The following is a 24,786-nucleotide window of genomic DNA, read 5'->3' on the forward strand; positions in this document are numbered from 1 at the left end:
CCTGCGCCCTGGGCTGCAGCCCAGGGCCGAGGCCCAGGGCCGGGCCCACGGCTGGGGTCAAGGCTCGGGGTCCAAGGCCCGGGGTCCAAGGCCCGCGGCCCGAGGCCCGCGGCTCAAGGCTCGGGGTCCAAGGCCCGCGGCCCGAGGCCCGGGACACCCCCGTGGTCCCGGAATCCCCTTCTCACGGCAGCAGCACCAGCTTTCCCCGCGCGTGCCCGGCCTCACTCAGCTCCTGCGCCCGAGCCGCCTCCTTCAGGGGGAAGGTGTCCGCGACGTCGAGCCGCAGCCTGCCCTCCACCGCCAGGGCCGCGAGCCCGTCCAGCCACTCACGGGCCGTCGCCGCCTCGACGGTGACACCGGAGAAGACGACGCCGCGCTCGGCGGCGTCCGTGGCCGCGATGGTCACGATCCGCGACGTGTCACCGCCCAGGAGCTCGATGGACACCGGCAGGGTGTCGTGCCCGGCCGCGTCGAAGACCGCGTCGACGCCCTGCGGGGCCGCCTCGCGGACCCGGTCGGCCAGGCCCTCCCCGTACGTCACCGGGGTGACGCCCAGCTCACGCAGGAACGCGTGGTTGCGCTCGGACGCCGTGCCGATCACCGTCACGCCGGCCGCGGCGGCCAGCTGCGCGGCGACCGCGCCGACCGCACCCGCCGCGCCGTGCAGGAGCAGCGTCTCGCCGCGCTCGACGCCGAGCAGGTCCAGGACGCGCCGGGCGGTCTCGCCGGCCACCGGAATGCTCGCGGCCCTCTCCCACGACAGCGCCTCGGGCTTGCGGGCGACGACGTCGGCGATGGCGTACTCGGCGTACGCGCCGGTCTTCGTCCAGCCGAACACCTCGTCGCCGACGTTGAGTTCGGTGACGCCCTCGCCGAGCGCGTCGACCGTGCCCGCGAACTCCAGGCCCGGCACAGCCGGGAAGGTCGTCGGGTAGAACGCCTCCACCCAGCCGTAACGGCGCTTCCAGTCCACCGGGTTGACGCCGACCGCCGCCACCTTCACCCGCACCTCGCCCGGTCCGGGCTGGGGCACGGCCACACCCGCCTCGTGGCGCAGCACCTCGGGGCCGCCGAACTCCTCGTACACGATCGCTTCCATGGTTCCCCCATGTCCTGAACTCGGTTTCGATGGGACAAGCCTCCGCCACGGGCCACCCAGCCCCCGCCATCCGAACGGACAGGCCCACCTACCCGAAAGAACGGCCGTAGCCTGTCCGCATGGAACTCACGGCGGAGCTCACAGAGAACGTCCCCGCGAAGCTCACCCCGGCCCCGGTACCCGCCCCGGCCCCGGCCCCGACCCCGGCCCCGGCCCCGGCGCAGGCCCCGACCCCCGCGCAGGCCCCCGCACCCACCCCCGCGCAGGCCCCCGCGCCCACCCCCGGACTGACCGCGCAACTCCCCTCCCTCAACGCCCTCTTGGCAGCCCACGACATCCTCCGGCAGCCCCTCGGCGAGATCCTGCCCCGCCTCTCCGAGCTCCTCGCGCCGCTCATCCCGCACCGGGCCGCCGCCGAGCTCTCCACGCACTGCGCTCACTCGCCGTTCAAGCGGACCGGCGACGAGGGCGTGCCGTTCACCGCCGCCGAGCTCACCCCGCTCCTCTCCGCCGTCGACGCCGGCCGTCCCTGGCAGGGGCGGGCGGCGGCCGTCGGCGGCGCGGAGCGGGAAGTGGTCGCGGTGCGGAGCGACGCCACGCCCCGCGGTTCGGTGCTCGTGCTCGTACGGGAGGAAGGCGCCGCGCCCGTCGGGCCGGCCGAACTCGCCCTGGCGCAGACCCTGTGGGACCTGGTGACCAGCCACTTCGACCGGTTCGCGAGCGAGGCGATGCCGGGCGCCCTGGCCCGCTCGCGGGCGGCGGCCGACACGCGGGCGCGGGTCACCGCGGAGCTGACCACGGCGCACGCCGCCGCGCTCTCGGGTCTGCTCGGGGTGCTCCGCAGCCGCGCACTGGACGACTCCGCGGCCCGCGCGACCGCCACCGACCTGGCCGTGTCGGCGCTGATCGAGCTGCGGGCCGAGTCCCAACGGGACCGGTCGGTGGCGGAGGAGCCGGTGTTCGAGGCCTTCGCCCGGCTCGCGGACGACCTGCGCCCGATGCTGCGGCACAGCCCCGTGCGGCTCGAACTCGGCCCGCCGGACGGCCCGGACGCCACCCGCACCCTCCCGGCGGACCTGGCGCACGGCGCCCGCGCGATCGTCCGGGCGCTGCTCCTGGTGGTCCTGGAGCAGGAGGCGGTGTCCCGGGTGCACGTCGCCTGGACACTGACGGAACACGCACTGCGCGCGACCGTGCGGGACGACGGCCCCGGCCTCCTCGACGCCTGCCCGGTGGGCGCGGGCAGCGTCACCGACCGCCTGGAGGTGCTCGGCGGGCGCCTGGAGCTCGACGCGGTGCCCGGCTGGGGCACCACCCTCGCCGCGACCCTGCCGCTGTCCACGCCGGACGCCCCGGTCGCCGCCATGGACCCGCTGAGCGGCCTCGGCGAACGCGAGATCGAGGTCCTCACCCACCTGGCCCTCGGGCACCGCAACCGGCAGATCGCGCAGGAGCTGCACATCAGCGAGTCCACGGTGAAGTTCCACGTCGCCAACATCCTGAGCAAGCTCGGCGTCGGCTCCCGCGGCGAGGCCGCCGCCCTGTTCCACAAGGCGGCATGACGCACGCGGGACGGCGGGCGCGCGGGCCACACCGACAGGCGAGACCGCGGGCGCGCGCCACACCGACAGGCCGGACCGCGGGCGCGCCACACCGACGGGCGGAACGGCAGGCGCGCGCCACCCCGACAGGTGTGCGCCCTGCTGCGTGCGTCACGGAATGAAGTAGCAGAAAGAGGCGCAAAAGCACCCTTTGTCAGTGGCGAGTGCCAGACTCGCACCCGTGAACGAGAGGTGGGCGGTCGCGCCCGAGCCGGAGGGGGACGGGGCGCTGCTCGTCCCCCTGGGCGGCGACGGCCTGCCCGTCGGCGAGGTCCTGCGAGAGCCGGACCTGGTGGCGGCCGTCCGCTCCCGGCCGGGCGTCGCCCGCTGGGTGTGGCGGAGCACCGCCGAGGTGTATCCGCGGCTGCTCGCCGCCGGCGTGCGGGTGGAGCGGTGCTACGACGTCGAGGACGCCGAGCAGCTCCTCCTCGGCCACGAGGGGCGGCTCGGCGAGCCCCGCTCCGCCGCTGCCGCCTGGGCCCGGCTGCGGAACGCGCCGGTGCCGCCCGACCCACCGCTCAGGGCCGCCGAACCGACCGCGCAGGACTCCCTCTTCGAGCCCGCCGCCACCACCGTGACGCTTCCCTTCGACGCGCTCCTCGAGGTCTACGCGGAGCAGCAGCGCCGCCACGACCGCGCCGAGCATCCCGGTCGGATGCGGCTGCTCACGGCCGCCGAGTCGGCCGGGATGCTGGTCGCCGCCGAGATGCACCGGGCCGGGCTGCCGTGGCGGGCGGACGTGCACCGGGCGCTGCTGCACGAGCTGCTCGGCGAGCGGTACGCGGGCGGTGGCGAGCCGCGCCGACTGGCGGAGCTGGCGGACGAGGTGTCCGCGGCGTTCGGGCGGCGGGTCAGACCCGATCTGCCCGCGGACGTCGTGAAGGCGTTCGCGCAGGCCGGGATCCGGGTGCGGTCCACCCGGCGCTGGGAGCTGGAGGAGATCGCGCATCCTGCGGTCGCCCCGCTCGTCGCGTACAAGAAGCTGTACCGGATCTGGACGGCGCACGGCTGGTCGTGGCTGGCCGACTGGGTGCGGGACGGGCGCTTCCGTCCCGAGTACCTGCCGGGCGGCACGGTCAGCGGCCGCTGGACCACCAACGGCGGCGGCGCGCTGCAGATCCCCAAGGTCATACGGCAGGCCGTGGTCGCCGACGAGGGCTGGCGCCTGGTGGTCGCGGACGCCGACCAGATGGAGCCCCGGGTGCTCGCCGCGATCTCCCGCGACCCGGGCCTGATGGAGGTCGCCGGACACCCCGACGACCTGTACACCCGCCTGTCCGACCGGGCCTTCTCCGGCGACCGCGACCACGCCAAGCTCGCACTGCTCGGCGCGATCTACGGGCAGACCAGCGGCGACGGCCTGAAGAACCTGGCCGCGCTGCGCCGCCGCTTCCCGCGCGCGGTCGCCTACGTGGACGACGCGGCCAGGGCGGGTGAGGAGGGCCGGCTCGTACGGACCTGGCTGGGCCGCACCAGCCCTCGGGCGGCCGGCGCGGACGAGGACGGGGAGGCCGGCATCCCGCAGGGCGAGCTCCCCCAGGAGCCCCAGGAGGGCGGCGCGGACGGATACGTGCCGGGCTACGCGTCGACGGACGCCCGCGCCCGGGGCCGGTTCACCCGCAACTTCGTCGTGCAGGGCAGTGCCGCCGACTGGGCTCTGCTGATGCTGGCGGCCCTGCGGCGCGCCACCGCCGGAATGCGGGCCGAGCTGGTCTTCTTCCAGCACGACGAGGTGATCGTGCACTGCCCGGCGGAGGAGGCCGAGGCGGTGACGGCGGCGATCCGCGCGGCGGGCGACGAGGCGGGACGCATCGCGTTCGGCGAGACGCCGGTGCGCTTCCCGTTCACGACGGCGACCGTCGAGCGGTACTCGGACGCGAAGTGAGCACGGTGAGGACGGCCCGCTCTCCGGCCCGCCCCGACCCGCGGCCGCCACGAGGCGTGCGGGTCCGGGCCCCCGCCGGGGCCCGGACCCGCACGCTCAGGACCGCCTGACCGCCTCCGCGATCAGCGCGGGTCGTCGCTCAGCTGCCGCCACTTGGGGCTGAGCGCGATCGTCTTCAGCTCCTCGGTGGTCAGCGCCGGCTCGGCGCGCGTCGCGGCCTCGTGCTGGGCGGCCGTGTTGAAGGAGGAGACGACGACCCGGAAGCCGTCCCGGGTCATGGTGTCGGCGCTCCACCAGACCACGCCCTCGCCGCCCTTCTCGCCGGGCCGCTTCTCGAGCTTCACGACGGTGCCGTCGGGCAGCGTCTGGACGTCGCCGCTGCCGAAGAGCTGGTCGCGGACGTCGTTGAAGCCGCGCTGGACGTTGATCCCGACGAGGCTCTTGCCCTTGCCGTCGTTGACGACGAGGTAGCCGTACCCGCCGTCGCCGCCCTTGTCGACGACCTTGAGGCCCTTCCCCTTGGGCAGCAGCGAGCGCAGGGTCGCCTGGACGGCGGCGGCGCTGGGCTCCTGCGGGAGGCCGGCCTTGCTGGGGGTGGGCTTCCCCTTCGGCGGCACGGGCACGGGGATCCTCTTGAGCAGCGGGCGCCAACCGTCGGCCATGACGAGGGTCTTGAGCTGCGCCGGGCCGAAGGGCGGGTTCTCGCGGCTGATCGCGGCGCCCTTCTCGGCCGGCGCGTTGTACTCGCTCACGTCGACGAGGAAACCGTCCCGGGTCAGCAGCACGGCCCGCCAGTTCTTGGTGGGTTCGCGCTTGTCCGGGTACTCGTAGCCCTGGAGGACCATGAGCCGCCCGCCGCCCGGCACCTGCGCGGTCTGGCAGGCGTCGTACGGAACGACCGCCTTGTCCGGGCAGATCACCTGGCCGATGCTGCTCTCCTTGCTCTCGCCCGCGCGGTAGAGGCCGACGCTGACGGCCGCCTTGCCCTTGCCGTCGTCGTAGATGCCGGAGACCGCCTGACCGGTGCCGCCGAGGTTGTCGATCTGCCAGTCCCCCGCCGGAGTGTTCGCCTTGAGCACGGCGGCCAGGTCGGCGACGGGGATCTCGGCCATGCCCTTCACCTGCTCCACCTTGCCGCTGGCGTTGCCGTCGCCCGGCTTGGGCCCGGCGACCGACACCTGCTCCGGGCCCCCGTCGGCGCCGAGGACCGAGCCGCCGTACACCCCGCCCACGCCGATCGCGGCGAGGGCGAGGGCACCGCCGGTCACGGCCAGGCGGCGCCGGACCAGTCGGCGCCGACCCCGGGCGAGGCCGCCGGAGACGAGCTCGCGCCGGTCGTCGGCGGCGAAGCCCTCACCGGTGTGACGCATGACGGCGCCGAGCTCCTCCTCGAAGCGTCCGTTCGTCAGATCGAGTTCGTCGTGCGGTCCGTGCTCTCCGTTGTGAGGCATGGCGAGATCACCGTCTCCGGTTCGTGGGTGGGAAAAAGTAAGGGGTCAGCGGGCGGCGAATTCGGCGATGCTGCCGCCGAGCCGTTCCCGCAGCTTCGCCAGGGCGCGCACCGAACGGGTGCGGACGGCGGCCGAGCTGACGTGCAGGGCGTCCGCGGTCTCCTCGATACTGCGGTCCTCCCAGTAGCGAAGGACGACCACCGCCCGGTCCTTGGGCCCGAGCCCGGCGAGGGCGTCGAGCAGGGCGATCCGCAGCGCCGGGTCCTCGCCGGTCTCGGGAGCGCGGTCGGGCAGCTCCCCGAGGGGGCGCTCGGTCGCCGAGCGGCGCCTCCGGTGGCTGAGGAAGGTCCGCACGAGCACGGTCTGGGCATAGCCCGCGGGGTTGCCGATCCGGTTCGCCCGTCCCCAGAGGGCGTACATCCGGCCCAGCGTCTCCTGCGTCAGGTCCTCGGCGAGATGGGTGTCGCCGCTGGTCAGCAGGCATGCCGAGCGGAACAGATGCCCCGTACGGGCGGAGGCGAACTCCAGGAACTCGTCCGCGCGGGACGTTCTCATGTCCCTCCCCTCCATCGCTGTCACGAGTTCGTTTGCTTGGTGTTACACCTCACTGACGCGATGGGCCCGGGGAAATGTTTCACCCCGGATCTCAGCCCTCTGGATCCGCGCCGCCCTCGGGGAGGGACCCCCGCAGGCCTCGGGAACGAGCTGGGGAAGATCTCGGGAAGACTTCATAGGAACAAACGGGCGGAAAAGGGGTAGACCTGGAGTATGAACACTTTCCTCGTGGATTCGGCACAGGTCACCACGGCGGCCGGTGTCTGGCAGTCCGGCCTCGCCCAGGTCATCGGCGGGATGGTCGTGGTCCTCGTCCTGATCGGCGCCTTCATGCTCGGGATCAGGATCAAGAACAAGGAGCTCCCTCCGCCCGATCCCGATTCCCAGCCGCACCGGCCCGACACGGACGCGCTCCCCGGTGAGATGTCCGAGTACCGCCGCCCGGTCGAGATGCCGCAGACCGACGGCGAGCACCGGCTGATGCCGTACCAGCTCAAGAACGGCGGCACCTCGGGCACCGAGACCAATCCCGACCCGCCGACCGAGGAGAAGCGCAAGTGGGGCGGCATCTCCAGCGGCGGCTTCGGCAGCGGCGGAACGGGCCACGGCGACTGACGCGGCCCGAGGGATGATCCCGCCGTGCTCACCGTGAGCGTGGAGGAGCACCGAACGCGGCTGCGCGCAGTCGCGTTCCGGCTGCTCGGCTCGTACGACGAGGCCGACGAGGCCCTGACGGCGGCCGGACCGCGGCTGACCGGCGCCGCTGCGGACCTGGACGCCCTCGCCCGGGTCTGCCTGGACCGACTGCGCTCGCGCGAGGCCGGGCGGGCGCCCGGGCGCGCCGCGCACCGGCCGCCCCGGCAGGAGGACCGGCAGGAGCCGGAGGAAGCCGTCCTGGCCACGATGCCGCCCTCGGAGCGGCTGGCCTTCGTCCTGCACGACGCCTTCGGGGTGCCGCACGAGGAGATCGCCCCCGTCGTCGAGCTCACCCCCGCCGCCACCCGCCAGCTGGTCGCGCGCGCCCGGCGCCGGGTGGAGGGCACGGAGGAGATGCCCGAACCCGACCTGGCACGCCAGCGGGAGGTGGTCGCGGCCTTCCTGGCGGCCGCGCGGGCCGACGACACGGAGGCCCTGCTCGCGCTGATGGACCCGGACGTGGTCCTCCGGGCCGACGCGGAGGCCGTACGGGCCGGAGCCGCGCCCGCGCACGGGGCGCGGGCGGTGGCACGGAGCCTTACCGGACAGGCCAGGGAGGCCCGCCCCGCCCTGGTGGACGGCGCGGCGGGCCTGGTGCGCTCGACGCCGGACGGCGGACCGGAAGCGGTCCTCGCATTCACGGTCCTGGACGGCCGGATCACCGCGGTGGACGTCCTGGCGGCCCGGGACACCCTGAAAGGGCTGGACCTCGAACCGGCTTAGTGCCGGCAGACCTGGGGCGTACAGGTCCAGGGCCGGGCGCGCCGGCCCAGGTCCCGCCGGAGCGGCCCGGGACCGCCGGACAGCCCCTAACCGGCGGCGGACGACCTGATCCCGATCATGTTCCCGTCCGCGTCCTTGACCGTCGCGATCCGCATCCCGCCGCCGACGTCCTGCACGTCCTGCACGGTCTGCGCACCGGCGTCGAGCAGGCTCCGGAGCGTGCCGGGCAGGTCGTCGACGTCCCAGAAGGCGACGGGCCCGGTCAGCCCCTTGCCCTGGCCGTTGGGGTCGAGCCCGAAGTGCTGGCCGTCGACGTCGAAGCCGACGTAGTACGGCTCGTCGATGCTGGGCCCGGTCCCGAGCAGCGCGGTGAGCAGGGCCTTCCCGCGGTCGAGGTCCGAGACGGGGAAGATCACCGTGTTCATGGGCATGAGGGGCTCCTGGGGTCGCGGCGAGTCGGGGCGAGGGGAATCGCGTGCTCTCCCCGCCATGACACCCGCAGGCCCGGCCCGATGCGCGTCGAAAGCGCACCGGGCAGACCCGAACGGGTCACACCGCGCCGAGAGGCTCCCCGGAGGGCCCCGCGACGACCCGCCCGGCCCGCCGGGCGATGTGCGCGGGCGGCTCGACGCCGGCCGGCAGGAGCGGATCGGGCTCGGGCTGTCCGAACCGGGTGACGAGCGGCAGCACGCCGGCCCAGAGCCCCAGTTCGGCGTCCGGCCCGTCGCCGTCGTCCGGGGGCCCGCTCGCGATCTTCACCGAGGCCTCGGTGAGGTCGAGCGCCACGAGCGAGGTGGCGGCCAGCTCCTTGCGGTTCGGCTGCCGCACGTACTCCCACTGCCCGGGTGAGGACTGCTCGGTGAGCGCGCGCAGCCCGCGCAGCTTCTCCTCGGGGTCGGTCACGATCCGCGGGACGCCGTAGATCATGGCGCTGCGGTAGTTCACGCCGTGCTCGAACACGGACCGGGCGAGCACGAGCCCGTCGACGTGGGTGACGTTGAGGCACACGACCCCGTCGGGCGCCTGCACCAGGCTTCGGCTGGCGACCGAGCCGTGCACGTAGATCCGGTCGCCGTCGACCCCGTACACGGTGGGCACGACCATCGGCGCGCCGTCCACGACGACCCCGAGATGACAGAGGAACCCGGCAGCCAGCACGGCGTCCAGATCGGCCCGCCGGTGACTCCCCTTCTCCCGCATCCGCCGCAGCCGCGTGCGCTCGGTGACCTCGATCTCCGCACCCATCCCGTTCCCTCCCCGTGCAAATGACGCCGGCTCATGACGTCGGCCGCCACCCTATTGCCACCCCTTCGGGGTCACTCGTACGTGGTGCCGGGCGCCCGACGGCCGCCTTCCGAGCGACAAAGGGGCATAGGGTCCGTTGCCATGGCAGGTGTGCGACGAGACCGGGGAGTGGAAGTGGGGGACGTGGCGATCGAGGCGCGGTCCGAGCGGGAGGAGCCGGAGGGCGACGCGACCCGGCCTTCCGGCCGCAGGCCCAAGCGAGGCCGCCCCGCCTGGCTGGAGCTGCCGCTCCTCGCCGCGATCGCACTGGTGCTGGCCTTCCTGATCAAAACGTTCCTGCTCCAGGCGTTCCTGATCCCGTCGGGCTCCATGCAGAACACGCTGCAGCAGGACGACCGGGTCCTGGTCGACAAGCTCACTCCGTGGTTCGGCTCGGAACCCGACCGGGGTGAGATCGTGGTCTTCCGCGACCCCGGGGACTGGCTGGCGGGCCACCCGGTGGCGGAGCCCAACGCGGCCCAGAAGTTCCTGAGTTTCATCGGCCTGATGCCCGCGGCCGGCGAGCAGCACCTGATCAAGCGGGTCATCGGCGTCGCCGGCGACACGATCGAATGCAAGGGCACGGGCCCGCTGAAGGTGAACGGCAAGCCGCTCGACGAGCCGTACGTCTTCGCCGGCAACACCCCCTGCAGCACGGACGCGCCCGGCCAGTTCAAGGTCACGGTCCCGAGCGGCCACCTCTGGGTGATGGGCGACCACCGTCAGAGCTCCCTGGACTCCCGCTACCACCAGTCCGACCCCCGCGGCGGCATGGTCCCCCTGCACGACGTGGTGGGCCGAGCCGTGGTCATCGCCTGGCCGGTCCCCCACTGGGACACCCTGCCGGTCCCGGACACCTTCGACCAGCCGGGCCTGACCCCGACCAACTGACCCCGACCCACCGAACCTGACGCCCCGCTCTCCGGGCCCCCGGGCCCGGAGACCCGCACCCGGCTCCGACTCGGTCGCCGCACCCCCGAACCAGAGAACCCCAGCTCGGACGATGTCCGAGCTGGGGTTCCATCTGAGCCGCCTTCGGGATTCGAACCCGAGACCTACGCAGGACGAGGGCCCGCAAGATCATCCGGGGTGGTGCTGGGCGGTGCCACAGAATCCCGGTTTCCCCGGATCCGGCCCTCACCACTGTGACGTCAGGTCCACCCTGATGCCGCCCCATCCGTTCACACAGCGCTCACGCAATCCGGATCACCCCCAGAAGGAGGTCAGATCCTGCCGAGGTCGACCTCCACCGTGAAGGGCGCCGAAACCTTGACGACACCGGTGAACACTTCCCCGTCCCGATAGGCCCTGGTAGCAGGGTCGAGGACGTAGGTGTACACGAGAGGGACGCCGGTCGCGGCCTGCTCGACCCGCCAGTAGAAGGCGATGCCGGCCTTGGCGTACTGGTCCGTCTTCACAATCCGATCGGTGGTCTCCGATCCCGGTGAGACGACCTCGACGACCAGCAACACGTGCTCGGGACGGGTGGGCGTGATGTCGATCGTGTCCGCGCGGTACACCACGACGTCTGGACGGCGATTGGTGAGCGGGACGTCCTGGAGACGGACATCGAAGTCGGTATCGGCGTTCCAATCAGGCCCCGCAGCGGCCTCCAAGGCATTCGCCAGGATCCGAGCGAGCCGGTTGTGGCGCTTGGACGCACTGGGATTCACAACGACCATCCCGTCCACGATCTCGATCCCGGCACACTGCTCCTCGGACCAGGAGTCGTACTGCTCCGCCGTGATCTGCTCGCGCATCCACGCAGGGGCTGCCATCTCGGCAGTCATGACGCACCTCCCGGACACCATAGGGGCGAACCCGATCCCGCTGAGTTCAGCGTACTGGCTCCGCCGGTCCGGCACGCCGGACGCCAGGACGGCCTCCGCGCTCCCGGCCGTCCGTCCGCAGACCATGAGAAACGTGCACTCCCACAGCATGGAGACGCGTCCCATCAAGCCCGGTCAACTACGAGCGGCAGCACCATTAATGGCACGGTGCGTACTTTCCGAGCGCCGGTCATACCGACATGATGAGCGGCCGTGAAGGACTTGGTGATTCCTCTTCTCATCGCGGTGATCGGATTGGCTGCAACGGTGCTGGGCGCGATCCTTGGAGCGCGAGCAGCCAGGTTCGGCGCCGAGAAGAATGCTGAGGCAGTGCGGCGTCAGGTGCAGGACCAGAGCGCCGTAGAGCATGGCCATGGGAATAGCCCTCCGGATCGGTTGTTGCGCCACGCATCGCTCACGCAAGCAAACAGCTGAGCGTCCAGGCCCACGCCCAACAGCACCCCGGATAACAGAAAAGACCAGGTCAGACGATGTCTGACCTGGTCTTCCTCTGAGCCGCCTTCGGGATTCGAACCCGAGACCTACGCATGACGAGTTGTCCGATCTTGTTCCGGGGGCGTCCACGGACGTCCGGCCAGGATGTTGCGTCGCAGATCAGCGCCCTTGGCGGACACTACCGAACAAAGGCGGACGTGCATGGAGCAGGGGCTCTTTGAGACCACGACTGAGACCGGGCGGCTCAGTATCAGGCTGACCGGAGGCGCCCGCGACCCCCGAGGCCCGGCTCGATTTCACGGAAGCTGTGCCAGAGCCTGAGAACGGGCAGTGGAGGTTCACAACTTCAAGCGGCAGCGGTGGGCGCACTAGTCGAGTATCGCCAGCACGCAGGCAGCGCAAGAACCGGATTCGATACCCGATCCACCTGGGATCACACCGCTCAAGAAGAGGATTCGCATCATCGGGCGAACTTGCCTCTGACATGGGCCTTTGGCAGCATTCGGTAATGATCTCGGGCCTAGCCTCGGGGAGGACGCGTGGATGCGCGCCGCCACCTCACTCCCGAGAAAGGTCAATCATGGCTACCGCCACCACTGACCCGATCAGCATCAAGCTGGACCAGCTGTTCGCCGCCACCGACACCGACGGTGACGGCTACGTCGACTGGAGCGACTACCAGCGCCTCGTCGACCGCTACCTCGCCGGCTACAAGATCGACAAGAACGACCGTCGGGCGCAGGCGCTGCTGATCTCGTACCAGATGCAGTGGGCCGAGCTGCTGCGTCACGCGGACGGCGTCAACCGTCTCTCCAAGGAGCAGTACCACTCCGCCAGCCGTGCGGCGAGCGTGGACACCAGCCGCTTCAACATGGTCGAGGGCGTTCCGCACGCCGTCTTCGACATCATGGACACCGACGGCGACAACACCATCAGCAAGGCCGAGTTCAAGCAGTACCTGGACGTCTGGAACATCACCGACCCCGGCGCCATGGACACCTTCGCCCAGCTGGACACCGATGGTGACGGATGCATCAGCCGGATGGAGTTCATCCGCGCCGTCAGGGAGTTCTTCTACTCCTCGGACCTGGACGCCCCCGGCAGCCTGATCTTCGGACGCCTGTCCCACTGATACACGGGTCACCGGCCGGGACAACAGCCTGCGGACATGCGTCGAGCCGAAGGACGGCATGATCCTCGCCTGACGGTCCTCCTGCAGTGATGCCCGACTGGAAAACGGTCCAGCCCGGAGCCATGGATGGTGGCTCCGGGCTGGACCGCTTTCGACAGTACGGGCCGACGCATTCCAGAGTCAGGGGGGACAGACTCTGGCTGGCAGTCGCGGTCATGACGCCGCTGCAGGCTCCGTTCGGTCTTCAAGACCATGGCGCATGGACGGCTTCGCCACTCTTTGGGCTAGCCACCCCGATACGCGTGGCCCGCCGTTCACGGCCCCACCCTCCGTGACTGTCCGTACGTACTCAAAGCCGTGCCGCAGGTAGTAGTCCTGAAGCGGCTTGTTTGTGGTCCACGCGTCGAGCCGGAGCCACTTGGCGCCGGAACGATACGCCTGATCACCCGCCCAATCGAGCAGCCGCCCACCGAGGTCTTGCCCGGCATGCGTGCGCGCCACGGTCAGCTTGTTCACGAACCGGGACTCCTCCCGGAGTTCCTGGTCCGTCCATAGTCCATCTTCCGCTTCCGGGGTCAACGTGATCGTCGCGGCAGTCGCCGAACCGTCACGAACCATGAACACCACTCCGGCCTCGATCGTGGCGAGAAGCCTGTCGGCCGGGTACGGGCGCTGCCACTGGTCCGTACCGAGGGCCGTGAGCCACGACGCGGCTTCCTGACGGAACGCGAGCAGCACATCCAAGTCATCTGCGGTCGCTCGCTCGATGATCACTGCGGTTCGTCCTCCTGCCGAGCGGACAGCGTGCCGATCTCGTAGTTCATCCGGTTCAAGTCACCCCGGAAGGTCGTGATCGTGCAGCGGATGGCCTTGTCCGCCGAGTAGCCAGTGCGCGTCCAGATCAGCACCGGGACGCCGGCGCCAATGTCGACCTGATGTAGCGGCTACGCGATCAGCCCCCGGTTCGGCGCGTAGCCGCTACACGACCCCTCATCCGCTACACGACCCCTCATCCGCTACACAAAAACACCCGCTGACCTGCGATGTAGTGGATGTAGCGGATGTGGCGGACTTCCCAGAACGGGGTCGATAGGCCCCGGCATCCACGCAGGAGGCATGCGCAGTGACCACCGCCGTGAAGCCCGCCACCGCCCGCGCACTGTTCACCGTCGAGGCGGCCGCCGAATACCTCTCCTTCGGACGCTCGACCGTCTACGAACTGATGGCCGCTGGGGACCTGCCGTACGTGAAGGTGGGTCGCTCCCGCCGTATCCGACTGGTCGAACTGGACGCGTTTGTGGCGCAGTTGCAGCCCCAGACCAACTGACCTACGAACACCCAGAGGCGCTTCCGGAGTTCACCGGGGGCGCCTCCCTCATGGAAGGAAGCAATGAGCCCCCGCAAGCTGAATATGGAGTCGTCCGTCTACTTCGGAGCGGATGGCTGGTGGCACGGACGGGTCACCATGGGTGTGAAGTCCGACGGCAGCCCCGACCGCCGTCACCGCCGCGCCAAGACGGAGACCGAGGTCCGTCGGAAGGTCAAGGAGCTGGAGAAACTCCGGGACGAGCAGCGTGCGCCGAAGGCTGGCCGAGTGCCGACCGTCGCGCAGTGGATGGAGACCTATCTGACCACGATCGCAAGCCTGACGCTCAAGCCGCGATCGCTCGACGACTACTGGTCCAAGACCCGCAACGACATCGTCCCCGGCGTGGGGCAGCATCGACTGAACAAGCTGGAACCGGAGCACCTGGAGACCATGCATGCGGCCATGCTGCGGGCGGGGCACGCGCCCTCCCACGTGCTGAAGGTCCACCGGATTCTGTCGCGTGCGCTGAAGATTGCCCACAGGCGCCGGATGATTGTGGAGAACGTGGCGACGCTGGTCGACCCGCCCAGCGTGGACGAGACGGAAGCCAACCCCTTCACGAAGGAGCAGGCGCGAGCCTTCCTGGAGGCCGCCGCAAAGCGACCCACGTTCATGCGCTGGATGGTCGGCGTCGGGCTCGGATTCCGACAGGGCGAGACCCTGGGGCTGCGGTGGCGCTACGTCGACCTTGAGGCCGAGCTCTTCCACCCCCGCTGGCAGCTCCAACGGCTGACGTGGCGGCACGGCTGCTCCGACCCACAAGCGTGTGGCGAGCGCCTGCACCGCTTCGAGTCATGCCCGCCGAACTGCGGCACCCACAAGGGGTACACCCGCGGGTGTCCGAAGCCCTGCGAGAAGACGTGCTCCAAGCACGCGAGCGCCTGTCCCGAGCGGCAGGGAGGCGGCCTCACCTTCACCCGGCCGAAGACGAAGAAGAGCCGGAACCCCGTCCCCATCCCTCAGCCGTTCCTGCCTTACCTCCAGGAACACAAGGTGCAGCAGGCGGAAGAGCGTGCCGCCGCCGGAGACCTGTGGGAGGACCACGATGCCGTGTTCACCCGCCCCGACGGCCGGCCGCTGCGGCGGATGGGCGACACGTTCCTGCCTCAGCTCCAGCGGGGCACACCGCCCGCGCCCGTGACTGAGACCACAACTGAGACCACCGACAGCCGAGCGGCCCGCGCACGGCTTCGACGTCGCGTTCGGTAAATAAAAAAGCCCCAGGTCACGGCGAGTGAGTCCTGGGGCTGATCCGAGCCGCCTTCGGGATTCGAACCCGAGACCTACGCATTACGAGTGCGTTGCTCTGGCCAACTGAGCTAAGGCGGCATGCCCTGCGTTCCCATGGTGGGTGCAGCAGCGTCGCCAAGTCTACACAGTTTCCGGGGGTGCTCCGACCACCCCCGGCGCAGGCGGCGGCAGGGGCTATGAGCAGCGCTTTCCGTCCTTCGGGGCGGTGCCCTGCAGGAGGTAGGTGTTGATCGCGGTGTCGATGCAGTCGCTGCCGCGGCCGTAGGCGGTGTGGCCGTCGCCCTCGTAGGTGAGCAGGGTGCCGGAGGAGAGCTGGTCGGCGAGGGACTGGGCCCACTTGTAGGGGGTGGCGGGGTCGCGGGTGGTGCCGACCACGACGATCGGGGCGGCGCCCTCGGCGGTGATGCGGTGGGGGCGGCCGGTGGCCGGGGTGGGCCAGTAGGTGCAGTTCAGGGCGGCCCAGGCGAGGTTGCGGCCGAAGACCGGGGAGGCCTGCTCGAAGGAGGCGACCGACGTGTCGACGTCCGCCGGGCCGGAGAAGGCGGGCGGCAGGTCCAGGCAGTTCACGGCCGCGTTGGCGAACATCAGGTTCGCGTACGAGCCGTCCGGCTCCCGCTCGTAGTAGCTGTCGGCCAGGGCGAGCAGCGAGGAACCCTCACCGCCCATCGCGCGGGCCAGCGCCTCCCGCAGCTGCGGCCAGGCGGCCTCGTCGTACATCGCGGTGATCACCCCGGTCGTGGCGAGGGACTCGCCCAGCTGCCGGCTCTCGCTCGTCGGCACCGGCTTCGCGTCCGTCTCCCGGAAGAAGCGCTGGAGGTTGGCGAGGGCGGTCGGCACCGACTCCGTGCCCAGCGGGCAGTCGGTCTGCTTCACGCAGTCCGCGGCGAAGGCCTTGATCGCGGTCTGGAAGCCGCCGGTCTGCTCGCGGTTGAGGTCCTCGGCGGACAGGGACGGGTCCATCGCCCCGTCGAGCACCAGCCGCCCGACCCGCTGCGGGAACAACTCGGCGTAGGTGGCGCCGAGGAAGGTGCCGTACGAGGCGCCCACGTACGTCAGCTTCTCGTCGCCGAGCACCCCCCGCACGATGTCCATGTCGCGCGCCGCCTCGACGGTCGAGACGTGCGGCAGCACCTTCGCGGAGCGCTTCCGGCAGGCCGCCGCGAACTCCTTGTAGGCCACCTCCAGGGCCTTCTTCTCGGCCTCGCTGTCGGGCGTCACGTCCACCTGCGTGTACGTGTCCATCTGCGGGCCGGTGAGGCACTCCACCGGCGCGCTGCGGGCCACGCCCCGCGGGTCGACGCCCACGATGTCGTACTGCGCCCGGACCGGGGCGGGGTAGCCGATGCCCGCGTACCCCTGGAGATAGCCGACGGAGGAGCCGCCGGGCCCGCCCGGGTTGACCAGGAGCGAACCGAGGCGCTTGCCGGGGCCGGTGGCCTTCACCCGGGAGACGGCCAGGTCGATCTGCTCGCCCGCGGGCTTCGCGTAGTCGAGCGGGGCTTTCACCGTCGCGCACTGGAAGTTCGCGACTCCGCAGTCCTTCCAGGACACCTTCTGCGCGTAGTACTTCTGCAGCGCCGCCGACGGCACCCCGGCCGCGGCGGACGGCGTCCCGGCCGCTGTGGACGGCGGGGGCCCGGCCGCGTCGCTGCCGCCCGTGCAGCCGGAGAGGATGAGCCCGGCCGCCGCGAGGGCCGTGGCGGAGGTACGGAAGAGGCGCCTGGAGTCCATTCCCGGAGCGTATCGGGACCCGTACGTACCGTGTCCAATCGCCCATGTGGACAACCCGGTCCGCACACGGCTCGGTCGGCCCCGCCTGTGGACGACCCCCACGGCTCGCGTCAGTCGCGGAGCGCCATCGTCATCGCCTCCACCGCGAGCAGCGGCGCGACGTTCCGGTCGAGGGCCTCCCGACAGGCCAGCACGGCCTCGATCCGGCGCAGCGTCCGCTCCGGGGTCGTGTCGCGGGCGATCTGCTCCAGGGAGTCGCGGACGTCCTCGTTGGCCAGGGCCGACGCCGCGCGCATCTGCAGGGCGAGCACATCGCGGTAGAAGCCGGTCAGGTCGGTGAGCGCGAGGTCGAGACTGTCGCGCTGGGTGCGCGTACGGCGTCGCTTCTGACGCTCCTCCAGCTCCTTCATGGCCCCGGCCGTGCCCCGCGGCATCCGGCCGCCCTGGGCGGCGCCCAGCGCCGCCTTCAGCTCCTCGGTCTCCTTGACGTCGATCTCCTCGGCGACCTGCTTGGCGTCCTCGGCCGCCGCGTCGATCAGCTCCTGCGCCGCCCTCAGTCCGCCGCCGACGTCCCCGACCCGCAGCGGCAGCTTCAGCACCACGGAGCGGCGGGCCCGCGCCCGCTCGTCCGTGGCGAGCCGCCGCGCGCGGTCGATGTGGCCCTGGGTGGCCCGGGCCGCCGCCTGCGCGATCTCCGGCTCGACACCGTCACGGCGGATCAGCACGTCGGCGACGGCCGCCACGGAGGGCGTGCTCAGCGTCAGGTGCCGGCAGCGGGAGCGGATCGTCGGCAGGACGTCCTCAAGGGACGGCGCGCACAGCAGCCACACGGTGCGCGGCGCGGGCTCCTCCACCGCCTTCAGGAGGACGTTGGCCGCGCCCTCGGTCAGCCGGTCGGCGTCCTCCAGGACAATGACCTGCCAGCGGCGGCCCGCGGGGGACAGCTGAGCCCGGCGGACCAGGTCGCGGGTCTCCTTAACGCCGATGGAGAGCAGGTCCGTCCGCATCACCTCGACGTCGGCGTGCGTCCCGACGAGTGCCGTGTGGCAGCCGTCGCAGAAGCCGCAGCCCGGCGCCCCGCCGAGCGCCCGGTCCGGGCTCACGCACTGCAGCGCCGCCGCGAACGCCCGCGCCGCCGTGTCACGCCCGGCCCCCGGGGGGCCGGTGAACAGCCAGGCGTGCGTCATCTTGGACGCCTCGGGAGCGGGCTCGCCGGCGGCCTGCGCGGTCACGAGCGCGTCGGCGTCACGCGCGGCGGCGGCCAGCTGCTCCTCGACCCGCGGCTGACCCACGAGGTCGTCCCATACGGCCATGTCTGCTGCCCCTCCTCAGGTACGCCTCCCATTGTGGGGCAACGCTCTGACACTCCCGCCGGGCCGGCGGGCGGCCCTGGCGCCGGCCGGGCCGTCAGCGGCGGCGGCCGCGCCGGTCGTCGTCCTCGTCGTCGAACGCGCCCAGGAGCTCGTCCGCCAGGGTCGGCAGGTCGTCCAGCGGGGTCTCCTCCGCCCAGTCGGAGCGGCGCCGGGGCCGGCCCTGCTCGTCGACCTGGGGCAGCTCGCGGGTCCGGTCGTTCGACCCGGCCGACTCCGCTCGCCCGTCGCGCTCGTCCCGCGCGTCGCGCCCGTCGCGCCCATCGCTCTCGTCGCGGAAGAAGTCCTGCGGCACCCGGTCGACCGGATCCGTCCCCCGTACGGACGGGAGTACGGCGGTCTCGTCGACGTCCCCGATCCGCGGGATGACGGTGGTCTCCTCGTCGAGCTTCACGATCGGCGTGGGGACGGTGACCTCGTTCGGGGAGACGGTCGGCGCGGTGTCGCCCTCGGGCGCCTTCGCCGGCTCCGCGGCGCCGGCCTTCCCGTCCCGGGTTCCCCTTCCTGCCGCGTCGGGCTTCACGATGGGGGTCGCGACGGTGATCTCGTTCGCCGACGCCTCCGCGGCCTCGGCGGCGGCAGCGGCACGCGCCGCGGCGGCCTTCTCCGCCGCGGCCTTCTCCGCCGTGGCCCGCTCGGCCGCAGCCTTGGCCTCGGCCTCCTGGCGGGCGACCTCCGCCGCACGAGCGGCCTCCGCCGCGGCCTTACGGGCGGCCGCCTCGGCGGCCTCCTCCGCGGCCTTGCGCGCGGCCTCCTCGGCCGCCTTCCGGGCAGCCTCCTCAGCGGCCTTCGCCGCGGCGGCCTCCGCGAGCTTGCGGGCCTCCTCCGCGCGGACCAGGGCCTCTTCGGCCTTGCGCTGCTTCTCCAGGCGGCGCTCCTCGGCCTCGGCCCGCAGCCGGGCCTCCTCCTCGGCCTGCTTGCGGCGCCGTTCCTCCTCCTCGCGGCGGGCCTTCTCCTCGGCCTCGCGCCGCTTGCGCTCCTCCTCGGCGGCGATCCGCGCCTCCTCGGCGCGCAGCCGGGCCTCCTCCGCCTGGCGTTCTGCCTCCAGGCGACGGGCCTCTTCCTCCTCGGCCTTCCGCCGCGCCTCCTCCTCGGCGCGCAGCTTGGCGAGCTGCTCCTGGCGCTCGCGCTCCAGGCGCTCCTCCTCGGCCTTGCGGGCGGCCTCTTCCTCGGCGCGCTTGCGGGCGTCCTCCTCGGCCTTGCGGCGGGCCTCCTCCTGGGCCTTCACCTCGGCCTCGGAGAGCGGCAGCATCCGGTCGAGCCGGTGGCGTACGACGGTGGTGACGGCCTCGGGCTCCTGGCCGGCGTCGACGACCAGGTAGCGGCCGGGGTCGCCGGCGGCGAGGGCGAGGAAACCGGCCCGCACGCGCGCGTGGAACTCGGGCGGCTCGGACTCCAGCCGGTCGGGGGCCTCGGTGAAGCGCTCGCGGGCGGTCTCCGGGGAGACGTCGAGGAGCACGGTGAGGTGCGGGACGAGCCCGCCGGTCGCCCACCGGCTGATCCGGGCGATCTCGGTCGGGGACAGGTCCCGGCCGGCGCCCTGGTAGGCGACGGACGAGTCGATGTACCGGTCGGAGATCACGACCGCGCCGCGCTCCAGGGCCGGCCGGACGAGCGAGTCGACGTGCTCGGCGCGGTCGGCGGCGTAGAGCAGGGCCTCGGCGCGGTTGGACAGGCCGGCGCTGGAGACGTCGAGCAGGATCGAGCGGAGCCGCTTGCCGATGGGGGTGGCACCGGGCTCGCGGGTGACGACGACCTCGTGGCCCTTGGCGCGGATCCACTCGGCGAGCGCCTCGACCTGGGTGGACTTGCCGGCGCCGTCGCCGCCCTCCAGGGCGATGAAGAAGCCGGTCGCCGACAGGGCCTGCGCCGGGTCGGCGCCGCGCACCGCGTCGCGCAGGTCGCGGCGGAGCGGGACGCCCGCCCGGTCGTCGGTCTTGGCGAGGACGAGCGCGGCGACGGGCAGGAGCAGCGCACCGACCAGCATGAGGGTGAAGGCGGCGCCGCCGTGGGCGAAGACGAAGCTGCCGGAGGCGAGCCGGTGCGGGCCGATCGCGGCGGCGAGCAGCGGGGCGCCGAGGGCTCCGAGGCCCATGCCGACGCGGACGACGGCCTGCAGGTGCTCGGTGACGCGGGCCCGACGGGGCTCCTCGGTCTCCTGGTCGACGAGGCTGTGCCCGGTACGGGCGGCGACCCCGGCGGCGTACCCGGCGAAGGCGGCGATCATCAGCACGGTCGCGGTGTCCGGCACGAGGCCCATGGCGAGCAGGGCGATGCCCGTGGCGGCGAGCGCGAGGGCGAGCAGCCGGCGCCGGGAGAGCACGGTGAGCACGGATCCGGCAGTGCGGATGCCGACGGCGGTGGCGCCGCTGAGCGCCAGGATCAGCAGGGCGTACGTGACGGGCCCGCCGCCCAGGTCGTACGCGTGGAGCACGGCGACGGCCGCGGCGGCGGCGATGGCGCCGGCGACGGTGGCGCAGGCGAACACGAGCAGTCCGAGGGCGCCCGTGCGCCCCTTCTCGGCGCCCTGGTCTCCCGGGGCGGACGGCCGTCGCAGGCCCTCCAGCGGCGAGCGGGGGCGCGGGGTCTGGCCGCCCGGCAGTTCGACGAACCACAGCACGGAGACGGAGGCGGCGAAGAGTCCGGCGGCCACGTAGGAGCCGAGGGCGGCCTGGTGCTCGGTGAACCAGTCGATCCCGGTGCCGAGGAGGTTGCCGAGGAGCATCGCGAGCAGCAGGACGGCGGCGGCCGCGGGCACCGCGAGGAAGTTGGTGCGCAGGCTGAGGGTGCGCAGCGCGCCGAGGTGGTCGGGCAGCGGTCGGACGGCGGCGCCCTCGATCGGCGGGGCGGGCAGCAGCGCGGGCGCGGCGCCCTCCTTGGCGATCGTCCACAGGCGCTCGGCGGCGCCGGTGACGAAGACGGTGCCGAGCAGGAACCAGAGCGCCTTGTCGGGTGCCCAGTCGATCCACAGCGGAGCGATGACCAGCAGCGCGATCCGTACGCCGTCGGCGCCGATCATGGTCCAGCGGCGGTCGAGCGGGCCGCCGGGCGCGGTCAGCGCGGTGAGCGGGCCGAGCAGGACGGCGCCGAAGAGGACGGCGGCGAGCATCCGGGCGCCGATGACGGCGGCCACGGCGAGGGCTGCGCCCCGGTATCCGCCGCCGAGCGCGTCGGTGACGACGGCGGCCTGGAGGCCGAGCAGGATCAGGACGAGCAGGGCGAGGGCGTCGCCCGTACCGCCGACGAGCTGAGCGCTCCACAGCCTCCGCAGCGGCTGATGGCGCAAGAGGGCCCGTACCGCGCGTTCGCGGGAATCGGCGACGAGTGCGGCGTCGGTGTCTGGCTGCTCTGCTCGCGTCATCCGTCCACCCTATCCGGACCCCCTGGCTCCTCGTGGCCTCCGCCCGAACAAAGGAGCGGGGAGGGCGGGGGCCACGGCCCCCGCCCTCCCCGCGGTGTCGGGAGAGTCACTCCGGAACGTCACTCGGGCTTCGCGGCCGCCGTCTTCTTGGCAGCGGCGGCCGTCGTCTTCTTGGCCGTCGTGGTCTTCTTCGCCGCCGTCTTCTTGGCGGCGGTCTTCTTCGCCGTGGTGGCCTTCTTGGCGGCGGTCTTCTTCGCCGGCGCCTTCTTGGCCGCCTTCTTCGCGGGACCCTTGGCCCGCTTCTCGGCGAGCAGCTCGTAGCCGCGCTCGGGCGTGATCGTCTCCACGCTGTCGCCGGTGCGCAGGGTGGCGTTGGTCTCGCCGTCCGTCACGTACGGGCCGAAGCGGCCGTCCTTGACGACCACGGGCTTCTCGCTGACGGGGTCGGTGCCGAGCTCCTTCAGCGGCGGCTTGGCGGCCGCCCGGCCACGCTGCTTGGGCTGGGCGTAGATCGCCAGCGCCTCTTCCAGCGTGATCGTGAACAGCTGCTCCTCGTCGGTGAGGGAGCGCGAGTCCGTGCCCTTCTTCAGGTACGGGCCGTAGCGGCCGTTCTGCGCGGTGATCTCGACGCCCTCGGCATCGGCGCCGACGACGCGCGGCAGCGACATGAGCTTGAGGGCGTCCTCCAGCGTGACCGTGTCCAGGGACATCGACTTGAAGAGGGAGGCCGTACGCGGCTTGACCGCGTTCTTGCCGGTCTTCGGGGTGTCCTCGGGCAGGATCTCCGTCACGTACGGGCCGTAGCGGCCGTCCTTGGCGACGATCTGGTTGCCGCTGACCGGGTCGGTGCCCAGCTCGAAGTCGCCGCTCGGCTTGGCGAGCAGCTCCTCCGCATAGGCGACGGTGAGCTCGTCGGGCGCGAGGTCGTCGGGGACGTCGGCGCGCTGGTGGCCTTCCTGGTCCTTCTCACCGCGCTCGACGTACGGGCCGTAGCGGCCGACGCGCAGCACGATGCCGCTGCCGACGGGGAAGGAGGAGATCTCCCGGGCGTCGATGGCGCCGAGGTCGGTGACCAGCTCCTTCAGGCCGCCGAGGTGGTCGCCGTCACCGTTGCCGGCGTCCGCGGCGCCGCCCTCGCCGGAGCCGCCGCCCTCGCCGAAGTAGAAACGCTTCAGCCACGGCACCGCCTGGGCCTCGCCGCGCGCGATGCGGTCGAGGTCGTCCTCCATCTTGGCGGTGAAGTCGTAGTCGACGAGCCGCCCGAAGTGCTTCTCCAGGAGGTTGACGACGGCGAAGGAGAGGAACGACGGCACGAGCGCCGTCCCCTTCTTGAAGACGTAGCCGCGGTCGAGGATGGTGCCGATGATCGAGGCGTAGGTCGACGGGCGGCCGATCTCGCGCTCTTCCAGCTCCTTGACCAGGCTGGCCTCGGTGTAGCGGGCCGGCGGCTTGGTCGCGTGGCCGTCCGCGGTGATCTCCTGGGCGGCGAGCGCGTCGCCCTCGGCGACCTGGGGCAGGCGCCGCTCGCGGTCGTCGAGCTCCGCGTTCGGGTCGTCGGCGCCCTCCACGTAGGCCTTCATGAAGCCGTGGAACGTGATCGTCTTGCCGGAGGCCGAGAACTCGGCGTCCCGGCCGTCGGCCGCCGTGCCGGCGATCTTCACGGTGACCGAGTTACCGGTCGCGTCCTTCATCTGAGAGGCGACGGTCCGCTTCCAGATCAGCTCGTAGAGCTTGAACTGGTCGCCGGTCAGTCCGGTCTCCGCAGGGGTGCGGAAACGATCACCCGAAGGCCGGATCGCCTCGTGCGCCTCCTGGGCGTTCTTGACCTTGCCGGCGTAGACGCGCGGCTTCTCCGGCAGGTACTCGGCGCCGTAGAGCTGCGTGACCTGGGCACGGGCCGCCGTGACGGCCGTGTCGGACAGCACGGTGGAGTCCGTACGCATGTAGGTGATGAAGCCGTTCTCGTACAGCTTCTGGGCCACCTGCATGGTCGCCTTCGCACCGAAGCCGAGCTTCCGGCTCGCCTCCTGCTGGAGGGTCGTGGTGCGGAAGGGGGCGTACGGGGAGCGGCGGTACGGCTTCGACTCGACCGAGCGGACGGCGAAGCGGGTGTCGGCGAGGGAGGCGGCGAGCGCGCGGGCCTTCTCCTCGTCGAGGTGGAGCACGTTCGCGGTCTTCAGCTGCCCGTCGGCACCGAAGTCACGGCCCTGCGCGACACGCCTGCCGTCGACCGTCGCGAGCCGTGCGACCAGCGAGGACGGGTCGGAGGGGTCGCCGGCGCGGCCGGTGGAGAAGGTGCCGGTGAGGTCCCAGTACTCGGCGGAGCGGAAGGCGATGCGCTCGCGCTCACGCTCGACGACGAGCCGGGTGGCGACGGACTGGACACGGCCGGCGGACAGGCCGCGCATGACCTTCTTCCACAGCACCGGCGAGACCTCGTAGCCGTAGAGGCGGTCGAGGATGCGGCGGGTCTCCTGGGCGTCGACCATCCGCTTGTTCAACTCGCGCGGATTGCGGACGGCCTGCTGGATCGCGTCCTTGGTGATCTCGTGGAAGACCATCCGGTGGACCGGGACCTTGGGCTTCAGGACTTCCTGGAGGTGCCACGCGATGGCCTCGCCCTCGCGGTCCTCATCGGTGGCGAGGAAGAGCTCGTCCGACTCGGCGAGCAGGTCCTTCAGCTTCTTGACCTGGGCCTTCTTGTCGGCGTTGACGACATAGATGGGCTGGAAGTCGTGGTCGACGTCGACGCCGAGCCGGCGCACCTCGCCCGTGTACTTCTCGGGCACCTCGGCGGCGCCGCTCGGGAGGTCGCGGATGTGCCCGACGCTCGCCTCGACGACGTAGCCGGGGCCGAGGTAGCCCTTGATCGTCTTCGCCTTGGCAGGCGACTCGACGATGACGAGTCGGCGGCCGCCCTGTGCGGTCTCGCTGGTCGGGGACAACTTCGCTCTTCTCTCCGGTCGACGCTCTCTGGCACGTACTGCGTACGT

The 24,786-nt window shown here is 72.1% G+C and carries 20 protein-coding genes, 1 tRNA gene and 1 pseudogene; 9 read left to right on the forward strand and 13 right to left on the reverse strand.

All coding sequences use genetic code 11. From position 1 onward, the window contains the following. Positions 1-181: 181 nt before the first annotated feature. Positions 182-1,099 carry an NADP-dependent oxidoreductase gene (locus AB0M16_RS23660; protein ID WP_365345997.1) on the reverse strand — a complete coding sequence of 306 codons (918 nt, stop codon included), beginning with the start codon at positions 1,097-1,099 and terminating at the stop codon, positions 182-184. A gap of 119 nt (positions 1,100-1,218) precedes the next feature. On the opposite strand from AB0M16_RS23660, the gene AB0M16_RS23665 reads away from it, so the two are divergent. Both AB0M16_RS23665 and AB0M16_RS23670 read left to right on the forward strand, forming a co-directional pair. Next, a complete protein-coding gene (locus tag AB0M16_RS23665) occupies positions 1,219-2,661 on the forward strand; it encodes a LuxR C-terminal-related transcriptional regulator (RefSeq protein ID WP_365345999.1) in 1,443 nt (480 codons plus the stop codon). Between the two features lie 220 nt (positions 2,662-2,881). Continuing rightward, positions 2,882-4,585, forward strand: coding sequence for a bifunctional 3'-5' exonuclease/DNA polymerase (locus tag AB0M16_RS23670; protein WP_365346001.1), 1,704 nt, complete (start codon positions 2,882-2,884; stop codon positions 4,583-4,585). A gap of 122 nt (positions 4,586-4,707) precedes the next feature. Here AB0M16_RS23670 and AB0M16_RS23675 read toward each other — a convergent pair whose 3' ends face one another. After that, a complete protein-coding gene (locus tag AB0M16_RS23675; protein ID WP_365346003.1) occupies positions 4,708-6,036 on the reverse strand; it encodes a hypothetical protein in 1,329 nt (442 codons plus the stop codon). A 45-nt stretch (positions 6,037-6,081) separates the two neighbouring features. Next, positions 6,082-6,591, reverse strand: a complete 510-nt coding sequence (locus AB0M16_RS23680) for a SigE family RNA polymerase sigma factor (RefSeq protein ID WP_365346005.1) — start codon at positions 6,589-6,591, stop codon at positions 6,082-6,084. Between the two features lie 213 nt (positions 6,592-6,804). On the opposite strand from AB0M16_RS23680, the gene AB0M16_RS23685 reads away from it, so the two are divergent. Both AB0M16_RS23685 and AB0M16_RS23690 read left to right on the forward strand, forming a co-directional pair. Continuing rightward, entirely contained in the window at positions 6,805-7,206 is a 402-nt protein-coding gene (locus AB0M16_RS23685; protein WP_365346007.1) for a DUF6479 family protein, read from the forward strand. Positions 7,207-7,230: 24 nt separating this feature from the next. After that, positions 7,231-8,010: a sigma factor-like helix-turn-helix DNA-binding protein gene (locus tag AB0M16_RS23690; protein ID WP_365346009.1), complete on the forward strand. Its 780-nt coding sequence runs from the start codon at positions 7,231-7,233 to the stop codon at positions 8,008-8,010. Between the two features lie 86 nt (positions 8,011-8,096). On the opposite strand, the gene AB0M16_RS23695 is transcribed toward AB0M16_RS23690, so the two are convergent. Next, positions 8,097-8,441 (reverse strand): VOC family protein, encoded by a 345-nt coding sequence (locus AB0M16_RS23695; RefSeq protein WP_365346011.1) that lies wholly within the window; start codon positions 8,439-8,441, stop codon positions 8,097-8,099. Between the two features lie 118 nt (positions 8,442-8,559). Next, positions 8,560-9,255: a pyridoxamine 5'-phosphate oxidase family protein gene (locus tag AB0M16_RS23700; protein WP_365346013.1), complete on the reverse strand. Its 696-nt coding sequence runs from the start codon at positions 9,253-9,255 to the stop codon at positions 8,560-8,562. Positions 9,256-9,396: 141 nt separating this feature from the next. Here AB0M16_RS23700 and lepB point away from each other — a divergent pair, with 141 nt between their 5' ends. Next, the gene (gene lepB, locus AB0M16_RS23705; RefSeq protein ID WP_365346015.1) at positions 9,397-10,185 is read left to right on the forward strand and encodes a signal peptidase I; all 789 of its coding nucleotides are present in this window, start codon (positions 9,397-9,399) and stop codon (positions 10,183-10,185) included. A 332-nt stretch (positions 10,186-10,517) separates the two neighbouring features. Here lepB and AB0M16_RS23710 read toward each other — a convergent pair whose 3' ends face one another. Beyond that, positions 10,518-11,084 (reverse strand): Uma2 family endonuclease, encoded by a 567-nt coding sequence (locus tag AB0M16_RS23710; RefSeq protein ID WP_365346017.1) that lies wholly within the window; start codon positions 11,082-11,084, stop codon positions 10,518-10,520. Between the two features lie 252 nt (positions 11,085-11,336). Here AB0M16_RS23710 and AB0M16_RS23715 point away from each other — a divergent pair, with 252 nt between their 5' ends. Both AB0M16_RS23715 and AB0M16_RS23720 read left to right on the forward strand, forming a co-directional pair. Then, positions 11,337-11,558, forward strand: a complete 222-nt coding sequence (locus AB0M16_RS23715; RefSeq protein WP_365346019.1) for a hypothetical protein — start codon at positions 11,337-11,339, stop codon at positions 11,556-11,558. 601 nt (positions 11,559-12,159) lie between these two features. After that, complete coding sequence (locus AB0M16_RS23720) at positions 12,160-12,711, forward strand: EF-hand domain-containing protein (RefSeq protein WP_365346021.1); 552 nt, start codon at positions 12,160-12,162, stop codon at positions 12,709-12,711. 213 nt (positions 12,712-12,924) lie between these two features. Here AB0M16_RS23720 and AB0M16_RS23725 read toward each other — a convergent pair whose 3' ends face one another. Together AB0M16_RS23725 and AB0M16_RS23730 are read right to left on the reverse strand one after the other, a co-directional pair. Beyond that, positions 12,925-13,485: a GNAT family N-acetyltransferase gene (locus AB0M16_RS23725; protein ID WP_365346023.1), complete on the reverse strand. Its 561-nt coding sequence runs from the start codon at positions 13,483-13,485 to the stop codon at positions 12,925-12,927. Next, positions 13,482-13,643, reverse strand: a pseudogene (locus AB0M16_RS23730) (GntR family transcriptional regulator); the annotation flags it as partial. The pseudogene AB0M16_RS23730 and the gene AB0M16_RS23725, both read right to left, overlap by 4 nt. 191 nt (positions 13,644-13,834) lie before the next feature. Here AB0M16_RS23730 and AB0M16_RS23735 point away from each other — a divergent pair. Together AB0M16_RS23735 and AB0M16_RS23740 are read left to right on the forward strand one after the other, a co-directional pair. After that, the gene (locus AB0M16_RS23735) at positions 13,835-14,038 is read left to right on the forward strand and encodes a helix-turn-helix domain-containing protein (RefSeq protein WP_365346025.1); all 204 of its coding nucleotides are present in this window, start codon (positions 13,835-13,837) and stop codon (positions 14,036-14,038) included. Positions 14,039-14,101: 63 nt separating this feature from the next. Then, on the forward strand, positions 14,102-15,289 hold the full coding sequence (locus tag AB0M16_RS23740; protein ID WP_365346027.1) for an integrase: 1,188 nt from the start codon (positions 14,102-14,104) through the stop codon (positions 15,287-15,289). Positions 15,290-15,335: 46 nt separating this feature from the next. Here AB0M16_RS23740 and AB0M16_RS23745 read toward each other — a convergent pair. The 5 genes from AB0M16_RS23745 to topA all read right to left on the reverse strand — a co-directional run bounded on the left by AB0M16_RS23745 (position 15,336) and on the right by topA (position 24,738). After that, positions 15,336-15,409 (reverse strand) — tRNA-Thr (locus AB0M16_RS23745). A gap of 96 nt (positions 15,410-15,505) precedes the next feature. Next, positions 15,506-17,062 (reverse strand): alpha/beta hydrolase, encoded by a 1,557-nt coding sequence (locus tag AB0M16_RS23750; RefSeq protein ID WP_365346029.1) that lies wholly within the window; start codon positions 17,060-17,062, stop codon positions 15,506-15,508. Between the two features lie 110 nt (positions 17,063-17,172). Beyond that, positions 17,173-18,375, reverse strand: coding sequence for a DNA polymerase III subunit delta' (locus AB0M16_RS23755; RefSeq protein WP_365346031.1), 1,203 nt, complete (start codon positions 18,373-18,375; stop codon positions 17,173-17,175). Positions 18,376-18,469: 94 nt separating this feature from the next. Next, positions 18,470-21,793 (reverse strand): dTMP kinase, encoded by a 3,324-nt coding sequence (gene tmk, locus AB0M16_RS23760; protein WP_365346033.1) that lies wholly within the window; start codon positions 21,791-21,793, stop codon positions 18,470-18,472. Between the two features lie 119 nt (positions 21,794-21,912). Beyond that, positions 21,913-24,738 carry a type I DNA topoisomerase gene (gene topA, locus AB0M16_RS23765; protein WP_365346035.1) on the reverse strand — a complete coding sequence of 942 codons (2,826 nt, stop codon included), beginning with the start codon at positions 24,736-24,738 and terminating at the stop codon, positions 21,913-21,915. Between the last annotated feature and the right edge of the window lie 48 nt (positions 24,739-24,786).

The organism is Streptomyces sp. NPDC051921, from assembly GCF_040680975.1.
In the GTDB taxonomy this organism is placed as follows: domain Bacteria; phylum Actinomycetota; class Actinomycetes; order Streptomycetales; family Streptomycetaceae; genus Streptomyces.

What these genes read in the sequence shown, in the direction of transcription:
- AB0M16_RS23700 (WP_365346013.1), bottom strand. Translation starts at nt 9,255, where the DNA reads ATGGGTGCGGAGATCGAGGTCACCGAGCGCACGCGGCTGCGGCGGATG.
- AB0M16_RS23710 (WP_365346017.1), bottom strand. Translation starts at nt 11,084, where the DNA reads ATGACTGCCGAGATGGCAGCCCCTGCGTGGATGCGCGAGCAGATCACG.
- AB0M16_RS23755 (WP_365346031.1), bottom strand. Translation starts at nt 18,375, where the DNA reads ATGGCCGTATGGGACGACCTCGTGGGTCAGCCGCGGGTCGAGGAGCAG.
- AB0M16_RS23695 (WP_365346011.1), bottom strand. Translation starts at nt 8,441, where the DNA reads ATGCCCATGAACACGGTGATCTTCCCCGTCTCGGACCTCGACCGCGGG.
- AB0M16_RS23740 (WP_365346027.1), top strand. Translation starts at nt 14,102, where the DNA reads ATGAGCCCCCGCAAGCTGAATATGGAGTCGTCCGTCTACTTCGGAGCG.
- AB0M16_RS23665 (WP_365345999.1), top strand. Translation starts at nt 1,219, where the DNA reads ATGGAACTCACGGCGGAGCTCACAGAGAACGTCCCCGCGAAGCTCACC.
- lepB (WP_365346015.1), top strand. Translation starts at nt 9,397, where the DNA reads ATGGCAGGTGTGCGACGAGACCGGGGAGTGGAAGTGGGGGACGTGGCG.
- AB0M16_RS23680 (WP_365346005.1), bottom strand. Translation starts at nt 6,591, where the DNA reads ATGAGAACGTCCCGCGCGGACGAGTTCCTGGAGTTCGCCTCCGCCCGT.
- AB0M16_RS23660 (WP_365345997.1), bottom strand. Translation starts at nt 1,099, where the DNA reads ATGGAAGCGATCGTGTACGAGGAGTTCGGCGGCCCCGAGGTGCTGCGC.
- AB0M16_RS23720 (WP_365346021.1), top strand. Translation starts at nt 12,160, where the DNA reads ATGGCTACCGCCACCACTGACCCGATCAGCATCAAGCTGGACCAGCTG.
- tmk (WP_365346033.1), bottom strand. Translation starts at nt 21,793, where the DNA reads ATGACGCGAGCAGAGCAGCCAGACACCGACGCCGCACTCGTCGCCGAT.
- AB0M16_RS23750 (WP_365346029.1), bottom strand. Translation starts at nt 17,062, where the DNA reads ATGGACTCCAGGCGCCTCTTCCGTACCTCCGCCACGGCCCTCGCGGCG.
- AB0M16_RS23685 (WP_365346007.1), top strand. Translation starts at nt 6,805, where the DNA reads ATGAACACTTTCCTCGTGGATTCGGCACAGGTCACCACGGCGGCCGGT.
- AB0M16_RS23675 (WP_365346003.1), bottom strand. Translation starts at nt 6,036, where the DNA reads ATGCCTCACAACGGAGAGCACGGACCGCACGACGAACTCGATCTGACG.